The 17,324-nt window shown below is 54.4% G+C and carries 14 protein-coding genes; 3 read left to right on the top strand and 11 right to left on the bottom strand.

Features of this window, described 5'->3' with window-relative positions; genetic code table 11:
- Nucleotides 1–85 precede the first annotated feature (85 nt).
- Entirely contained in the window at nucleotides 86–2,590 is a 2,505-nt protein-coding gene (priA, locus tag GOM71_RS12895; RefSeq protein ID WP_156281668.1) for a primosomal protein N', read from the bottom strand.
- Nucleotides 2,587–3,807 (bottom strand): bifunctional phosphopantothenoylcysteine decarboxylase/phosphopantothenate--cysteine ligase CoaBC, encoded by a 1,221-nt coding sequence (coaBC, locus tag GOM71_RS12890; RefSeq protein WP_156281666.1) that lies wholly within the window; start codon nucleotides 3,805–3,807, stop codon nucleotides 2,587–2,589. The genes priA and coaBC overlap by 4 nt, the downstream gene beginning before the upstream one ends.
- 231 nt (nucleotides 3,808–4,038) lie before the next feature.
- Here coaBC and GOM71_RS12885 point away from each other — a divergent pair, with 231 nt between their 5' ends.
- On the top strand, nucleotides 4,039–4,962 hold the full coding sequence (locus tag GOM71_RS12885; RefSeq protein ID WP_156281664.1) for a J domain-containing protein: 924 nt from the start codon (nucleotides 4,039–4,041) through the stop codon (nucleotides 4,960–4,962).
- Between the two features lie 206 nt (nucleotides 4,963–5,168).
- On the opposite strand, the gene GOM71_RS12880 is transcribed toward GOM71_RS12885, so the two are convergent.
- From GOM71_RS12880 to GOM71_RS12840, 9 genes are all read right to left on the bottom strand, one after another.
- The gene (locus GOM71_RS12880) at nucleotides 5,169–5,876 is read right to left on the bottom strand and encodes a FadR/GntR family transcriptional regulator (RefSeq protein WP_156281662.1); all 708 of its coding nucleotides are present in this window, start codon (nucleotides 5,874–5,876) and stop codon (nucleotides 5,169–5,171) included.
- Nucleotides 5,877–5,890: 14 nt separating this feature from the next.
- On the bottom strand, nucleotides 5,891–6,616 hold the full coding sequence (locus tag GOM71_RS12875; protein ID WP_156281660.1) for a LutC/YkgG family protein: 726 nt from the start codon (nucleotides 6,614–6,616) through the stop codon (nucleotides 5,891–5,893).
- Nucleotides 6,609–8,132, bottom strand: a complete 1,524-nt coding sequence (locus GOM71_RS12870; protein ID WP_156281658.1) for a LutB/LldF family L-lactate oxidation iron-sulfur protein — start codon at nucleotides 8,130–8,132, stop codon at nucleotides 6,609–6,611. Before GOM71_RS12870 ends, GOM71_RS12875 begins: the two co-directional genes overlap by 8 nt.
- Nucleotides 8,129–8,857, bottom strand: coding sequence for a (Fe-S)-binding protein (locus tag GOM71_RS12865; RefSeq protein ID WP_367649586.1), 729 nt, complete (start codon nucleotides 8,855–8,857; stop codon nucleotides 8,129–8,131). The genes GOM71_RS12870 and GOM71_RS12865 overlap by 4 nt, the downstream gene beginning before the upstream one ends.
- A gap of 142 nt (nucleotides 8,858–8,999) precedes the next feature.
- Nucleotides 9,000–9,761: a DeoR/GlpR family DNA-binding transcription regulator gene (locus GOM71_RS12860; protein WP_156281656.1), complete on the bottom strand. Its 762-nt coding sequence runs from the start codon at nucleotides 9,759–9,761 to the stop codon at nucleotides 9,000–9,002.
- Nucleotides 9,762–9,787: 26 nt separating this feature from the next.
- On the bottom strand, nucleotides 9,788–11,260 hold the full coding sequence (locus tag GOM71_RS12855) for a rhamnulokinase (protein ID WP_367649585.1): 1,473 nt from the start codon (nucleotides 11,258–11,260) through the stop codon (nucleotides 9,788–9,790).
- Nucleotides 11,257–12,477, bottom strand: a complete 1,221-nt coding sequence (gene rhaI, locus GOM71_RS12850; protein ID WP_367649593.1) for an L-rhamnose isomerase — start codon at nucleotides 12,475–12,477, stop codon at nucleotides 11,257–11,259. The genes GOM71_RS12855 and rhaI overlap by 4 nt, the downstream gene beginning before the upstream one ends.
- Nucleotides 12,478–12,503: 26 nt before the next feature.
- The gene (locus GOM71_RS12845; RefSeq protein WP_156281650.1) at nucleotides 12,504–12,875 is read right to left on the bottom strand and encodes a sensory rhodopsin transducer; all 372 of its coding nucleotides are present in this window, start codon (nucleotides 12,873–12,875) and stop codon (nucleotides 12,504–12,506) included.
- Between the two features lie 63 nt (nucleotides 12,876–12,938).
- On the bottom strand, nucleotides 12,939–15,008 hold the full coding sequence (locus GOM71_RS12840; RefSeq protein ID WP_156281648.1) for a bifunctional aldolase/short-chain dehydrogenase: 2,070 nt from the start codon (nucleotides 15,006–15,008) through the stop codon (nucleotides 12,939–12,941).
- A 486-nt stretch (nucleotides 15,009–15,494) separates the two neighbouring features.
- Between GOM71_RS12840 and GOM71_RS12835 the strand changes: the two genes are divergently transcribed.
- Together GOM71_RS12835 and GOM71_RS12830 are read left to right on the top strand one after the other, a co-directional pair.
- On the top strand, nucleotides 15,495–16,592 hold the full coding sequence (locus tag GOM71_RS12835; RefSeq protein WP_156281646.1) for a glycosyltransferase family 2 protein: 1,098 nt from the start codon (nucleotides 15,495–15,497) through the stop codon (nucleotides 16,590–16,592).
- 86 nt (nucleotides 16,593–16,678) lie between these two features.
- A complete protein-coding gene (locus tag GOM71_RS12830) occupies nucleotides 16,679–17,284 on the top strand; it encodes a hypothetical protein (protein WP_156281644.1) in 606 nt (201 codons plus the stop codon).
- The last annotated feature ends 40 nt before the right edge of the window (nucleotides 17,285–17,324 follow it).

The following is a 17,324-nucleotide window of genomic DNA, read 5'->3' as shown; positions in this document are numbered from 1 at the left end:
ATTGATAATAGGGCAATCCTTGCCGTTGCCGTTTGCATTTACAGGCCAATCTGTCATTACCTCCGCTGCAAATCGCGCAACGTGCTTATAAAATAACCTGCGGGTCGATATCGACGCTGAACTGCGCTTGCTTCTGCTGCGGACCTTCCGTAAACGGAGCGATTGCTTCGCGGAGAAGCGCAGGAACATCAATGTTTCCACGATATTTTAACACAACTTGAAAACGGTAGCGATCTTTCATTCTTGAGATCGGCGAAGAGACCGGTCCCAGCACGTCAAGCGAACGCGCCGATCCGCCCTCGAGCGGGCCAAGCACGCCTTCCGCAGCGGCCAGATCCCGCAGCCTCGCAGCGAATTGCTCGCTGACCGAAGCAAGAAGCGGCAGCTGCTCATGCGACAGCGTCACAAGCGCCAGCCGGCAAAACGGCGGATATCCCATAACGCTCCGATGCTTCAGCTCCTCGCGTACGAAGGCGTCGTAATCATGATGCTGCGCCGTCACGATCGCATAATGCTCCGGGGTGTACGTCTGCACGACGACCTCGCCAGGCAGCTGATGCCGTCCGGCTCGTCCGGCCACCTGCGTCAGCAGCTGGAACGTCCGCTCGGCAGAGCGAAAGTCCGGCAAATTAAGCGATGTGTCCGCCGCAATAACGCCAACAAGCGTCACGTAAGGGAAATCAAGCCCTTTGGCTACCATCTGCGTGCCCAGCAGCACATCGGCTTTCCGCTCGCCGAACTGCCCGAGCAGCTTTTCATGGGCGTTTTTCTCAGACGTCGTATCGACATCCATCCGGATGACGCGAATGCCGGGAAACAGCTTCGCCAGCTCTTCCTCAACGCGCTGCGTCCCTGTCCCGAAGTAGCGGATATGCTCGCTTTCGCACGACGGGCAAGCTTTTGGCGCCTGCTCCGCATGGCCGCAATAATGGCAGCGCAGCGCCCGCGTTTTCTGATGATACGTAAGCGAAATGTCGCAATGCGGACAAGCGGCGGTGTAACCGCAGGAGCGGCACATAACGAACGTCGAATACCCGCGCCGGTTCAAAAGCAGCACCGATTGCTCGCCGCGCTCCAGCCGCTCGGCCAGCGCCGCATGCAAGCGGCGGCTGAACATCGAGCGGTTGCCCTCCTGCAGCTCGGCGCGCATGTCGATGACGTCGACCGGCGGCAACGGCCGTCCGCCGACCCGGCCAGGCATCGGCAGCAGCCCGGACTCCTTGCCGGGAGCAGGCGGGCGGCTCGCCGCCGCGAACGATTCCAGCGACGGCGTCGCCGAGCCGAGCACAACAGCCGCTCCATGCTGGCGGGCGCGTTTGACCGCTACGTCGCGGGCATGATATTTCGGGCTTTCCTCCTGCTTATAAGAGGATTCATGCTCTTCATCAATTATGATAAGCCCAATCTGCTCAAAAGGTGCGAAAATGGCCGAACGCGCGCCTATTGCGACCTGCACGTTGCGGCTGCGAATTTTACGCCATTCATCATAGCGTTCGCCATTTGACAGCCGGCTGTGCATGACGGCAACCGCGTCGCCGAAACGTCCTTTGAACCGTTCTACCATTTGCGGCGTCAGCGAAATTTCCGGCACAAGCACAATGGCCTGCTTGCCCAGCTCCAGACAATGCTGGATCGACTGCAGGTACACTTCCGTCTTGCCGCTTCCCGTCACGCCGTGGAGCAGCATCACTTGCGGCTCGCCGCGGCTTACCGTGGCGGCGATGCGCTCATATACGGCCCGCTGCCCTTCCATCAGCGGCAGCGGCTCCGTGCGCTTGAAATCGCGGCCGGCGTACGGATCGCGCTGCTGCTCGACCTCATGTAGTCCGAGCAGCCCCTTGTCCGCAAGCGCGCGCACGCTCGCCGGCGAGCCTCCCGCCTCTGCCAGCATCGCGGCCAGCGGCATCGGTTCGCCCCGCTCCAGCATGAACGCCAGCAGCTCGCGCTGCTTCGCCGCCCGGGCCGGAAAAGCCGCCAGCGCTTCTTCCGCAGCGATGCGGTCCTCCGGCTCCGGCGGAAATACGGTCAGCACCTTGCGAACCGCAAGCCGGTCGCGGATCGACGACTGCTCCAGCAGTGCGCCTTCGCGCAGCGCCGCTTTTATTGCCGTCGAGTAGAGCGGAAAACGCTGCTGAACCGTCTCCAGCTTCGCTTGCTGCTGCTTGCCGAGCCATTCCGCAAATTCAGGCGGAAGCGACGAGACCAATCCTTCCGTTCCTTCACGTTCATATTCCGGGTTTAAGCTGATGACCCTTTCCGCCTTCCCTTTCAACGCCGCAGGAATCATCGCCTGCAGCGCCGTCGTCCACGAGCAGCAATATTTATCGCTAATCCATTGCGCCAGCTCGATCAAATCCGGCAACAGCGGCGGGACCGGATCAAGCAGCTCGGCAACCGGCTTCAGCCGCTTCGCGTCGATATCGGCTGTATCCGCCAAGGCAATGACGAAGCCTTGCAGCACGCGGCCGCCGAACGGAACGCCGACCCGGCTGCCGACCTCAATCCAATCCTCCATATCGGCAGGAACGCTGTAATCAAACGGCCGATCCGTCTGACGGCTCGGAACGTCAACGATCACTTTGGCAATCATTCGCCCCGCCCCCGAGCGCAAGCGCTTTTCAGCCGATCAGACGCAATTTCCATAATCCGCCGGCCGACCTCTCGCTTCGACAGCATCGGAAGCGATTCGATCAGTCCTTCCGGACCGAATAGCTGAACGATATTCGTATCGCCGTTAAAGCCGGCGCCTTCCGCGCTTACGTCGTTCGCTACGACTAAATCGCAGTTTTTGCGCTTCAGCTTGTCCATCGCGTAATGCTCCACCTGCTCCGTCTCGGCCGCAAAGCCAATAAGCAGCTGGCCCTTTTTCCGCTGGCCAAGCGTCTGCAAAATATCCGTCGTCCGCTCCAGCTCAAGCGTTAAACTTTCGCCGTTTTTCTTCAGCTTCTTGTCATGCTGCTTGACCGGCCGGTAATCGGCGACGGCTGCCGCTTTGACAACAATATCGACCGCATCGAAGCGTGACGTTACCGCCTCGAGCATTTGCTCGGCCGATTCGACCCGGACCAATTCGACGCCAGCCGGCGGCTGCGCTGCGGTGCGTCCCGCGATCAGCGTCACCTGGGCGCCCATCGCTCTTGCCGCCTCCGCAATGGCGAAGCCCATTTTGCCCGAAGAATCATTCGTCAAATAACGAACCGGGTCGAGACGTTCGATCGTCCCGCCCGCTGTGACCAGCACTTTTTTGCCGGCCAGCAGATCGCCCTGTGCAAAAAAAGCTTCCACCGCAAGAACAATATCCTCGGGTTCCGCAAGCCGCCCCTTCGCAACGTAACCGCATGCCAATTGTCCGGTTCCCGGTTCTACGAACATTGCGCCCCGCTCCGCGAGCAGCTCCAGGTTGCGGACAACGGCCGGATGCTCGTACATATGAACGTTCATCGCCGGAGCGATCAGCACCGGACACGTCGCCGCCAGCATCGTCGTGCTGAGCATATCGTCGGCAAGGCCGTTTGCGATCTTCCCGATCGTATTGGCCGTCGCCGGGGCTATGACGATCAAATCGGCCTGGTCCGCCAGATTGATGTGCGCGACGACCGAAGGGTCACGCTCCTCAAACGTATCTATGTAAACCGGGTGCCGCGAAAGCGTCTGCAGCGTCAACGGCGCAATAAACTTGGCGGCCGATTCCGTCATAATGACCTTAACGTCCGCGCCCGCCTGAACGAGCTTGCTGCATAACGCCGCCCCTTTGTAGGCTGCGATTCCGCCGGTGATGCCTAACACGATCGATTTGCCTTTTAACATAATAAATTTCCCCCGTTATTAAGCTGTTAATCTATGTATTGACTGATTGTTGCCAGCCCATTCGCGCTTTTTCCTATCATACCATACGAGCAATTGTTTTGGAGCCTGCACGCAGTCTGCGCCATGCAAATTATAACTTCCGCGCGAGGATTGGAAATCTCTCATTTAAATTTGTATACTAGAGGATAGACATGATTGATCTTCTCAAACATAGACTGAGGTGAAACTTTCTTGAACGAGTTGCAGCAAGCGTACCAAACTTTAGGCCTTCCCGATCAAGCTCCCAGAGAGGAAGTTGAAAAGCGCTATACGACGCTGATGCGGCAATCTCGCTCCCGGCGGATGCAGCAAAGCTCCGGAAGCGAAACGGTCAGCGAAGGCAACGATTTTGAAGCGGTAACGAAAGCGTACCGGTATATTTTGGAGTATGAGGATAAGCTGGCAGCGGAGCAATTCAACGAGCAGGAATACGGCAAATATAAAAAAATGGCCGGTACGGCTGCCAAAGCCGACCACTTCTGGCGCTATTATAAGCTCCACGTATTTGGCGGCATTGTTTTGCTCGCGCTGATTATTTACGGCATTAATGCGTATACGGATCACCGCGCAGAGCAAGCCCGTCTCGCCAAGCTGCCGCCGATCGACCTGTCCGTCATGTATCTTGGCGAATATTTTATTAATGACGGCAATGGCGGCAACGGTACCGAAGAGCAGTTGGAAGCCGCGATGCTCGCTCAATTGCCCGATTGGAAGCGTTTCAAAGTCAAATTGATCTATGTTCCGCAAGATCCCAAGGATCAAATGGACATGGCCTCCCAGCAAAAAGCGATGGTCGTGCTGGCGACCGAGAAGCCGGACGTTTATATTGTTGACAAGGCGACGTTCAACTGGATCGCGCCGCAAGGCATCTTTATGAGCCTGGATGATTTGGCTACGGGAAAAGTGAAGGAAGCGATCGATAGCGGAGTCGGCTACAAGCAAAAAACCGAAGATGATCCGACGGAGCATGTATACGGCGTAGAAGTAAGCGAAAGCGCGCTGATCGGCAAGCTGCCGGTTGTCGCGAAAGACAATTACATCATCGGCATTCGCGTCACAAGCGAGAACACCGACAAAGCGCTCAAGTATATCGAGGAATTTCTTGCAGCCAAATAAGCGGTAAAAAAAGTAAGGGCAAAGCTGCAAGTTACAGCTTTGCCCTTTGCAATTTTATAAAATCGTGGTCAGCATGCCTATTTGAGAAGCTTATCGCCGGGGCACGTTTTTTTTGAACACAATGAAAAACTGCAATTTTAGCAGGTTTGGCGTGACAATTGGACGACCAACCACACGGATCGTCCGGCAGTTGGTCTGCATCCGCATTATACATATTTCATCAAGATGCTCTCCACATGATGCAAATGCCGTTTCATGCATAGCGCAGCTGCGTCCGCATCACCGGCGGAAACGGCTTCGAAGATCGCCAAATGCTCCTCGTACAGCCGCTCCGCAACGGAACGGTTGGCGTACAGCTCGACGCGGCGGATTTCGTGGATCGCTGTCTCCATCTGGCTTGTAATGGAATCGAACAATCGGATCATAATGGAATTTTGCGTCGCTTTCGCGAGCGCTGCATGGAACAGAAAATCGGTGCGCTCGCCTTCGACGTCATCGCCGATCGAGTTTTTCATTTCGGTCACAGTATCTCGCAGCTGCGACAAATCCTCCTCAGTCCGCTTCACGGCGGCAATTGAAGCGTTCGATACCTCGAACGATTGTCTCGCCTCCAGCAATTCCAGCAGCGTCTTCCGATTCATCCGCAGCGAATCCAGCTCCGGCAGTCCGATCTCGGAGGCGACGGCGCTGATGACCGTACACCCGCCGCCTTGCTTGATTTCAATAAGTCCCATCGCTTTCAGCGCGCTTAAAGCTTCCCTGGTCGTCGAGCGTCCGACGCCGAAGCGTTCGGACATCTCTTTCGTGGAGGGCAGCTTATCGCCAATGCGCAAATTGCCCTCCGCAATTAGCTGCTTTATCTGCTCCGTAATTTCTTCATAGTGATTCCGCTTCGTCAGCTTGGATACTTGCATCGTGCCGCCACCGCCTATCCGACAATGAGCGCATACACAACGCCCGGACCGTGAACGCCGATCGTAAGCGCGTTCTCGATATCGGACGAGCGGCTAGGCCCGGAAATAAAGTGAATGCCTGCTGGAAGCTGCTCTCTGCCTGCTTCGTCGAAGCCGAGCAAAATTTCGCCGAGCCTCGTTTTCAGCCGCTCCAGCGGAATGACGACAAACAGCACGGTAGGCAGCAGGCTGACCGATCTGCCTTTATCCTTGGAAGACAGCACCGTTACAGAGCCAGTATAAGCTGCCGCATGGTCGGCAATAACGATGCCGAAATCCGCTTCCGCAGCGCGCGCTTTCCAATGCTCTTCCGAATCGCTGTTCCACACCGATACCTTGGCATCTGGCAGGGCCTGCTCAAGCGCCATCTCATTCAGTTCCGGCTGATTTTGCCGGATCATGTAATGCGCGCTCAACTCCGCCGCCTTATCGGCAATGAATCGTTTGGCTGCCTCCATATCCGAAAGCCGCTCGACGAAGCCGCTGGCCGCCTTGAAATTGGCCGTAAACCGTTCGACGCGCTCTTCCTCCGTCAGCTCGTACGCTTTCCAGAAATCGGGGGCGCCGCGGAAAGGATGCTTAGGCGCTTCCGTCACGCGAGGACGCTTCAGCTTGTTCGCGATATCGTTCATGAAGTCATTTTGCTTTGCGCGCGACTGCGCTTCCATCTGCTTTAACCAAGCTTCATAGGTTTCAGCCATGACCGTGACCGCCTCCGTTTCCTTTATTGCGCTGCTCAACGATCGCTTCCATCCGCGCCTTCGCGGCCGGATCGATCTCGCGCAGTCCGTGTCTCAGCTCTTCTTCAAGCGTCTTCCAGCTCTGACGGAAAGTCTGCTTCGGCAAGCTTGGCGTTACGCGATAGCTGTTCCAGCCTTTCAGCGGACCCAGCTTCGTCCGAATCTCTCCATTGCGGACGACGAGCTTCTGGCCGAGCTGACCGATGCGCAACAGTCCTCTGAACCGCTTCGAATCGCCAAGCGCAGCAGCAAAGCCCTTCATCCCCGCCGATTCAACCGCATTGCCTTGTCCGCCCTCTTGTTTGCGTCTGCGCAAGTAAACGAGCATATCATGCAGCGGAATTTTGACCGGACAAGCCTCATAGCATGCGCCGCACAAGCTCGAAGCGTTCGCGATATCGTCCCATTCCGCGACATTGCTCTTCAATGCCGGCGTCAGAACAGCGCCGATCGGACCGCTGTACGTTCCGCCGTAAGCATGACCGCCAATATGGCGGTATACCGGACATGCGTTCAAGCAAGCGCCGCAGCGGATGCAGTTGAGCAGCTCCTGAAATTCCGGATCGCCCAACTGATTGGAGCGGCCGTTGTCGACGATAATGATGTGCATTTCGTCCGGGCCGTCTGCGTCCGCATCGCGCCGCGGTCCTGTAATGCCCGACATATAGGCGGTCAGCTTTTGTCCCGTTGCCGAACGCGGCAGCAGCGTCGCCATGACTTCAAGATCAGCCCAGGAAGGAATAATCCGCTCCATGCCCATGAGCGTAATTTGCGTTTTTGGCACAGTCGTAACCATACGCGCATTGCCTTCATTTTCGAACAGCACCATTGAGCCCGTCTCGGCTATCGCAAAGTTGCAGCCGGTCATGCCGATATCGGCTTCCAGAAACTTTTCACGCAGCTTTTTACGGACAAAGCCCGCCAGCACCGACGTCTCCGGCTCGAGCGCCTCGCCCGCTTCCTTCGACAGCAAATCGGCAATTTGAAACCGGTTTTTATGAATAGCCGGAATAATAATATGCGAAGGCGCTTCTCCGGCAAGCTGAATAATATATTCGCCAAGGTCTGTCTCAATGGCTTCGACGCCGATCTCTTCCAGCTTCTGATTCAAATGCAGCTCTTCGGTCACCATCGATTTCGATTTAACGACCGTTTTCGCTTGCTTATGCTGGGCGATTTCAAGCGCCACTTTGACCGCATCGGCGGACGACGAGGCAAAATGGACATGAACGCCGTTCGCACGCGCGTTGTCGGCAAACAAGTTCAAATAATAATCGAGATGGGCGATCGTATGCAGACGGATCTGCCTGCCGCGCTCGCGCCATTCCTCCCAATTGCCGTGCTCCGCTGTCGCCGCTTTTTTACCGTTGCGCAGCCGCTCTGTCGTGAACTTGACCGCTTTAATTAGAAATTCGTCATTCAGCGCCAAATTCGCGCGCTCCTTCACCGTCTTCAGATTCGTACCGGCCGTGCTCATGACTGCGTCACCCCTTCGTATAAAAGCTCAGCAAGATGCATGACTCGTACCGGCTCGTTGCGGTAGCGCAAATTGCCTGCGATGTTCATCATGCAAGCCATATCGAGACCGACGAGCACTTCCGCTTCCGTCTCAAGCACATGGTCGACCTTCTCCGTCACCATCGCTCCGGAAATGTCGGCCATCTTCACGGCAAAGGTGCCCCCGAAGCCGCAGCAGTCTTCCGCATAAGGCAGCGGAACGAACTCAAGGCCCTTCACGTTGCGCATCAGCTCCATCGGTTCCTCCTTAACCCCCAGCAGCCTTGTGCCGTGACAGGAAGGATGGTAGGTCACTTTATGTGGGAACTTCGCTCCGACATCCGTTACGCCAAGCACTTGCACGAGAAATTGCGTGAACTCATACGATTTCCGCTGCAGCTTCTCGGCGCGGGCTAACATGACAGGGTCATCCTCGAACAGCTTCGGATAGTGATGGATCATCCCCGTACAAGAACCGGATGGCGAAATGACAAAATCGCTGTCCTCGAACGCATCGAGAATCGTCGCCGCCGTCGCCCGCGCTTCCTTCCAATAGCCGCTGTTGAAGGCCGGCTGTCCGCAGCAGGTTTGCACGTTCGGAAAGTCAAGCTGCACGCCGTAGCGCGCCAGCAATCTGACCATCGCTTCGCCGACTTTCGGATAGATCGCATCACTGAGACAGGTGATAAACAACGATACCTTCACCTCTATGCACCTCGCATTATTATCAGGTTATCAGACAAGTTGAGCTATAAGAATGGAGCAGCCCTGCCGCTGCAATTACTCGCAAACAAGCCGAACTGCCCGTTAATCATGAATGCTATTTTATATGATTGAAGTAAGCCCGTTAAACCGCCGTCACCGAAATGTCCCGCTCCGCAAGCTGGTCAGCGACCGCCTTCGGAATGCGCCGATCGGTAATGATCGCATTCACATCGGTCAGATCCGCGACATGCGTAAACGCTTGAACGCCGAATTTGCTCGCATCGGCCAGCAAAATCACTTGATCGGCTATGCCGATCATTTTATGCTTAATCCGCGCTTGCAGCTCGTTCGACTCGCTGATCCCTTTGTCCAGATGAACGCCTTTGCAGGAAAGAAACAGTTTGTTGACGTAATAGGCGTCCAGCGACCGCTCGGCGAGCGGACCGACATAGGATAGCGAGCGGGAAGCCAGCAAGCCTCCGGTTGAAATCACTTGAATTTTTTCCTTGCCGCTCAGCTCGACAGCTACTTTAATCGAGTTGGTCAGCACAGTTAATGGAATATCCGGCAGGTTCGAGGCCATATACCAAGCGGTCGAGCTCGCGTCAAGCAAAATGCGGTCATTCGGCTGAATGAGCTTGATTGCTTCCTGCGCAATCCGCTTTTTCTCATCCGCATGCGTAATCTCACGCTCGGCATAAGGCGTTTCCGGCTGCTGCTGCTCTTTCACGCTGACGGCTCCGCCATGCGAGCGGCGAAGCTTACCCGTTTGCTCCAGACGGTCAAGATCGCGCCTGATCGTTTCCTCTGTCACTCCGCATAGCTCGCTAAGCTCGGAGACCCGTATGCTGCCTCTCTCATTGACCAGTTGAACAATTTTTTCGTAACGCTCCGCTACCAGCATCGCAAAGTCACTCCATCACCTATATATTAAAGCTCTAAACCGGCTGTCGCGACGAATCGTCCATACGCCTCTTCCCAAGCCGCTTTCTCCTCGGGCTCGTATGTCTCGATCAGGAAGGATTCGCGAATCACTTTGCGCGCTTCCCAAATATCCGCAAGCTCGCCGTTTGCAATCCACTGCACGGCCATATTGCCGATCGCGCTTCCCTCTGTAGGTCCCGCCCATACCGGCTTGCCGATCGCATTCGCCGTCCACTGGCAAAGCAGCTTGTTTTGAATGCCGCCGCCGACCATGTGCAATCCGCCGAATAGCTGACCGGACAGCTGCTCGGTCATTTCCAATACATACCGATATTTTAATGCCAAGCTCTCCAATATACAACGGACAATTGCGCCCGGACTCTCCGGCGCCTTCTGTCCCGTGCGCTCGCAATAGCTGCGGATGCGGACGCTCATCTCGCCGGGAGCGAGGAACAGCTCGTCATCCGGGTCGATAAATGCGGCGTTAGGCGCTGCCTCGCCAGCCAATGCAACGAGCTCAGAGAAGGTGTAATCCTCACCTGCGCGATCCCATTCACGTTTAAGCTCCTGCAAAATCCATAGGCCCATAATGTTTTTGAGCAGCCGGAACGTACCGTCTACGCCGCCCTCGTTCGTAAAATTAAGCTCGAACGCCTTCTCGTTAATGACGGGACGATCAACTTCCGTCCCCATCAACGACCAGGTCCCGCAGCTTAAATAGGCGAACTGGCGATCCAGCGCCGGTACCGCCGCAACGGCAGATCCGGTGTCATGCTCGGCTACGGCAATAACCGAAATCGAATCGACGCCAAGCTCCGAGCTGACGGATGCGCGAAGGCGGCCAGCCTGCGCGCCTGGCTGTACGACCGTACCGAACATGGATGCCGGCAGCCCAAGCTTCGCGATCAGCTCCGAGTCCCAGCCCTCGGTGATCGGATTGTACAGCTGAGTCGTCGTTGCGTTGGAAAATTCGTTGAGCATCTCGCCCGTCAAATAATAGCGGAGCAAATCCGGAATCATCAGAAACCGTTCTGCGCCGCTCAGAAACGGCGAACCGGCCTCCTTCAATGCCGCGAGCTGATAAATCGTATTAAACGGCAAAAACTGAATGCCGGTGCGTTCAAAAATATAAGACTGCGGAACGGAAGCGAAAACCTTCTCCATCATCCCTTCCGTATGCCGGTCGCGGTAATGGTACGGGTTGCCCAGCAGCTCGCCCTTCGCAGTCAAAAGGCCAAAATCGACCGCCCAGGTATCGATGCCGATGCTTTGCGGTCGAGCGCCCTGATGCTTCGCCTTGAGCAGTCCTTGCTTCAGCTCATGATACAGGCGAAGAACGTCCCAATGGAGACGTTCCCCGATCTGTACCGGATCGTTGGAAAATCGGTGGATTTCCTCCACTTCGATTTTCCCGCCGGTTAAGCGGCCGAGCAGCGCTCTGCCGCTGCTCGCGCCTAAATCATACGCGAGAATGGTCACCAGCTGGCACCGCCCTTGCCGCGCACTGCAATTTCTTTGGCATAGCCGCTTGTCAAATACGTTTTCATCGGATCAACCGGCAGCCCTTGCTCCTCGCGGATCGCATGCAGAAGCGGCGTTACGTCGAATTCGAACGCGCGGCGCACGGCGTCTTCCGCGCCCAGCACGTCGCCTTGCGCTTGCGCTTCGGCAACTTCTTCATGATTGATAAGCAGCGCCTTCGCAAATTGCGTTTGCACGTTCAGCACGGAACGGAGCATCGCCGGAATTTTTTGCTCGATGTTGTGCGATTGGTCGATCATGTATGCGATATTGTTGACCGTGTTGCGAACGCCAGCGTCCGAATCTTTGCCGGCGAGCAAAATTTGATAGAAGATCAGGTACAGCTCATAAGGGTTAATCGAGCCGACGATCAAATCGTCATCCGCATATTTGCGGCTATTGAAATGGAAGCCGCCGAGACGCTGCTCGTCGATCAAGTAAGCGACGATATGCTCGATGTTCGCGCCCGGCAAATGGTGGCCGGTATCGACGAGCACCTCCGCTTGAGGACCAAGCTTTTGCGCCAGGTTGAACGCCATGCCCCAATCCGCCAGATCCGTATGGTAGAACGCCGGCTCAAAGCATTTGTACTCAATAAGCATGCGCATTTGCGGCGTCATTGCGTTGTACATTTCGGTCAGCGCTTCCTGCATCCAGCGTTTGCGGCTGCGGATATCGCCTTGGCCCGGATAGTTCGTGCCGTCCGCGAACCAAAGGCTAATGTCCTTCGATCCCGTTTCTTTGGCAATATCAACGCACTCGAGCAAATGATCCGTCGCTTTGCGGCGAATCGCCGCGTTTGCGTTCGTCACGCTGCCAAGCATATAGTCTTCCTCTTGGAACAGATTCGGATTGACTGCGCCAATTGCCAGGCCAAGGCTTTCCGCATGGCCTCTCAGCTTGCCGTAATCTTCAACTTTATCCCAAGGAATATGGATTGCAACTGACGGAGCAAGGCCGGTCAGCTTATGCACCTGCGCCGCGTCGTCGAATTTTTCGAACGGGTTGCGCGGGACGCCTACCTTTTGGAATGTTTTGAACCGAGTGCCGGAATCGCCGTAGCCCCAGGACGGTGTCTCGATTTTGAGCGCTTTCAATTGCTGCTTCACTTGCTCCAAGTTAATGCCTCTTGCTTGCTGCTGCTCCTCGAACAGTGCGTATGCGCGGTCCGTCACGGTCAACACCCTTTCTATTTCAAACATTATTTCACTGGAAAAGCCATCGTCGACATGAGCGCGTTTTCCGCTTGCGTCGAATCCAGGCGGCTGTATTGCACAACAATCGGAATGTCGCTGCTTACCTCGATGGCGTAGGGGACGCCGATCGGAATCGACACCCCGTCTTTAGACAGCGAGCTCGTGCGGACATGTTTCGTGCGTCTTGCGGGAATGACAACCAATATATCTTCGATCGGGTCGCGATCCTCAAAGAAGATCGAGAACTTCAGGAGCGCCTCTTCGGACGATGTGTTCAGGACGCATACCGATTCATGGCTGAGCAACGCTCCCGAGCTCGTCTCCGGAATGTAGCCGTCCGGAATGACCCAATGCTTCTCTCCGCGTGCTTTGTACATATCCGCACCTCATTTCTGACATCAGGATCTTTGAATGCAAGTTCAAAGTCACAAATTATTGAATTATCGCGTAAACGCAGCCGGTACGCCGCCGTCGATCGTCAGCATGCAGCCCGTCGTTTTATCCGATTTGGACGATGCGAAGAACGCAATGCCCTCAGCAATGTCTTTCGGGTAAATGTTCACGAGCAGCGTCGTCCGTTTGCGATAGTATTCTTCCAATTGGTCAGGCTCGATGCCGTAAGCGGCTGCCCGCTCGTTACGCCAGCTGCCGTTCCAGATCGCGGAGCCTTGCAGGATCGCATCCGGCAAAATCGTGTTGACGCGAATGCCGAACTCGCCGCCTTCAGCCGCGATACAGCGCGCAAGATGCGCTTCCAGCGCTTTAGCTGCGCTATACGCGGTTGCGTTCTTGCCGGCGTATACCGAGTTTTTGGAGCCGATGAACACCATGTTGCCGCCGATGCCTTGCGTTTTCATCAGCTTGAACGCTTCGCGGGCAACGAGGAAATAACCTGTGCCAAGCACGTTCATGTTCAGGTTCCATTCTTTCAGCGACGTTTCATCGAATGGGCTCGATGTTGCGAGACCTGCGTTGTTGACGATAATGTCAACACCGCCGTAAGCAAGCGCCGTTTCCGCATAAGCGGCTGTTACCTGCTCTTCGCTCGTTACGTCCATTTTAACCGCAATCGCACGGTTTTCACCGTATTTCTCATTAATTTCCGCAGCGACCTTTTGCGCCCCCTCAAGATTGAGGTCCGCAAGCACGACATGCGCGCCCTCGGATACGAGACGGCGTGCCGTTTCGCTGCCGATGCCGCCCGCTCCGCCCGTAATAAACGCGACTTTGCGGGAGAATTCCGCTTCAGCCGGCGCAAGGCTCAGCTTGTAAAGCTCGAGCGGCCAATATTCAACGTTGTACGATTCGTTCTCGGAAAGCGATACGAAATCGCCCAGCGCTGTTGCGCCTTTCATCACTGCAATCGCACGATGGTAAAGCGCGCCGCTCACTTTCGACATCGCCCAGTTTTTGCCGGTATTGATCATGCCGACGCCTGGAATGAGAATAACGCGCGGAGCCGCTTCGAACATCACGTCTCCTTCGTTCTTGTTGCGCTCAAAGTAGGCTTGGTATTGCTCTTTATATGCTTCGACGGCTGTTTTCAGCTTCGCTTTCAAGCCTTCAACGTCATCAACGTTAGGCGTCCAATCGATGAACAAAGGAACGACTTTTGTATGCACAAGATGGTCCGGGCAAGCCGCTCCGACTTGGGACAGCTCTGGCGATTTGCTGCCTCCGACAAATTGCAGTACATCCGCTTCATCGTCAAACGTAAGAATCATTTTCTTAGCGTCGCTTACTGCGCCGCGAATCGTTGGCATGACTTGCGCTGCGATGCTTCTGCGCACGTCCGCTGGAAGAGCTTCGTGCTTCACGCCGCCGAACAGCTTCGCTTCATCAACGCGGGCTTCGATATAAGCTTCCGCTTCGCTGATGATTTGAATCGTTTTTGCATAGCACTCTTCTTGCGTTTCGCCCCAAGTAACCAGGCCGTGTTTCTCCATCAGCACGAGTTCTGCATTCGGGTTAGCCAGTACGCCTTCAGCGATCATTTTGGAAAGCGTGAAGCCAGGGCGTACATATGGCACCCATACGAAACGGTCGCCGAAAATTTCACGTGCAACTGCTTTGCCGTTATCTGCGCAGCAAAGGCTGATGATCGAGTCCGGATGCGTGTGATCCACATGCTTGAACGGCAGGAACGCATGCAGCAGCGTTTCGATGGAAGCGCGCGGATGCTTGGAATCGATCATACAGTTTACGAGATAAGCAACCATCTCTTCGTCAGGCATTTCCGAACGCTCGAACAGCGGGCGAATATCATCCATGCGAAGACCGGTAAAATTGCCCGCTTTCATCGAGGCAAGGTCGGAACCGCTGCCTTTCACATACATCACTTCTACGTCGCGGCCGCGGAAATCTTTCACTACGACTTTGCTGGAAGTGTTGCCGCCGCCCCAGTTGCAAACGCGGCGATCCGCGCCGATGATGTTGGAGCGATATACGAGCTGCTCGAGTCCTGCGTCAAGCTGCGATGCTTTTGATTGTTCCCACAAACTTTGTACCATGTTTATTAGTCCTCCGGTTTCATGTTTGATTTTAAAATATAGGAAAGTATAAGTTTATTTTTATACTACGCCTACATTTCTGCGCGAAACAGAACTTGCCGCCAAAGGACGGCGCTGCCGTTTCTGTTTGATTGAATCTATCATTTCTTTTGTTTGTTTTTGCTTGATTGTAGTTTATCACAGTTGTTTATGTTTGAATATATGTATTTCAAAAATAAACGGACATTTGATTTCGTGGTTTTAGTGTCCAAACAGCGCCATACAAGCTTCCATATACTGAAATATAAGTTTTGAGATGACATATCCGAGTAAGGAGCCGCGGTGAGAAAGGTGGAGCTGTAGGAACGTTAGCGTTCGCCTTTGTTTTCGGTTTTCTTCAACGAATTCAATTGAATCCAAGAAAACAGAAAACAACAGCGACCGAAAGCCAACCTTTCTTGCAGCGGCGCAAACATACTCGGAGCTTGTTTCGGAGGTAGAAATCTTATGATCACAATCAGCCTATGCATGATTGTCAAAAACGAGGAGCAAGTGCTGGACAGATGCTTAAACTCCGTTAAAGCGTTAGTCGATGAGGTCATCATCGTCGATACCGGATCGACCGACAACACAAAGGCGGTAGCGGCCAAATACACCGATCGGATTTTTCATTTCGATTGGATCGACGATTTTTCCGCCGCCCGGAACGTTTCCTTTTCCTATGCCGCCTGCGATTACATTTTGTGGCTGGATGCCGACGACTGGCTTCAAGAGCGTGATGTCCAAAAATTCAAACGGTTAAAAGAAACACTGGACCCGAAGGTCGATTCCGTATGTATGGACTACTATGTCGCATTCGACACTCTCGGTCAGCCAACCTCCGTGTACAAACGAAACCGGCTGGTTAAGCGTGCCCGCAATTTTCAATGGATTGATCCTGTACATGAAAGTATTGAAGTGAACGGAGAGGTTTTATTGTCAGATATAGCGGTGTGCCACGGCCGTACGCATGCCGGCACGGGCCGCAATTTGCGCATTTATGAAGGTCTGCTGGAGAGAGGTGCCGTACTCTCGGGACGGCAATTGTTCCAATATGCAACGGAACTGACGACAAACGGCAATTTAGAAAAAGCGATTGCAGCTTATCAAACGATCATTGACGATCCGACAGCCTATTTTGAACTTAAGCTGGAATGCTGCGACCGGATGGCCCATTGTCACCGCGAGCTTGGCCGCAAAGAACAGGAGCTGCACGCTTTGCTCATGACGTTCAGCTGCGATGTTCCGCGCGCCGACTACGTGTGCCGGATCGCATACTATTTTCAAGAAAATGGCGATTATGAAAAAGCGGTCAACTGGTATCAGCTGGCGATCAAGCTGGAAAAACCGGAAAAACGTTTATTGGGCGTCAATCAAATGGCCTGGACCTGGTTCCCCCATTTGCAGCTCGCAGCATGTTACGGCAAACTCGGGCGGTTAAAAGAAGCCTATGCGCATAACGAGACCGCGTTGTCGTACGCGCCTAATGATCCGAACCTTTTGAACAATAAAAAATTGCTAAAAGCCGCTTTAAAAAATACGAAAACCATAGGAAAGCAAGCCTAATTAAGCTTGTGCGGGCTCGTACCGTCTCTATTAAATTTCACTTTTCATAGATTATACAAGCCTCATACATGAAAGGTGGAACATGGATGAACAACAAAAAAGCGACGGTGAAAAGATGCAGCGCCAAAAAGCCCGTATCCCGAAAGCTGGTCAACAAAAAAAGCGTCTGCAGCACAGCTAAAAAAAGCGTCTGCCGGCAAACCGTCATCAAAAAGCGCATTTGCAAAACAACCATCGTAAAAAAACGGGTTTTCAAAAAAGCGCTCTGCAAACCAACCGCAAAAACGAGATCCGCATTTAGAGCCGTATCCGGCATGAACCAGCAATTGCCCGACAGCGAGCTTACGCAAGTCGATTATCAAGTACAAGAATTGGACCTGAACAATGAATACAACCCCGCAACCTCGACATTCCGCCCTAAAAAAAGCGGCGTTTACGCCCTCTTCGCAAGCGTGTTCTTCACCTCGACAACCGTTACCAACTTCAGCTTAAATTTGCAGATTCGCGTTAACGGCGTCCCGCGAATTACCGATCAAGAGGATTACTTCAATACGGGGGGCATTATTGACGCCGGCGGCATTATCGATCTGGAGGCCCGCGACATCGTAGAAGTATTTGCAACCGCGATCGATAAAAATCTGACCGCGCTTAGCGGCATAAATACCCGCTTCGAAGGCGCCCGCATTAGTTAGCTGCTGCAGATGCTAATGTTACGGTAATAAATAAGGTCAC

It is taken from the genome of Paenibacillus sp. NEAU-GSW1, from assembly GCF_009737085.1.
GTDB lineage: Bacteria > Bacillota > Bacilli > Paenibacillales > Paenibacillaceae > Pristimantibacillus.
This window is presented reverse-complemented; position numbering and strand designations above follow the sequence as displayed.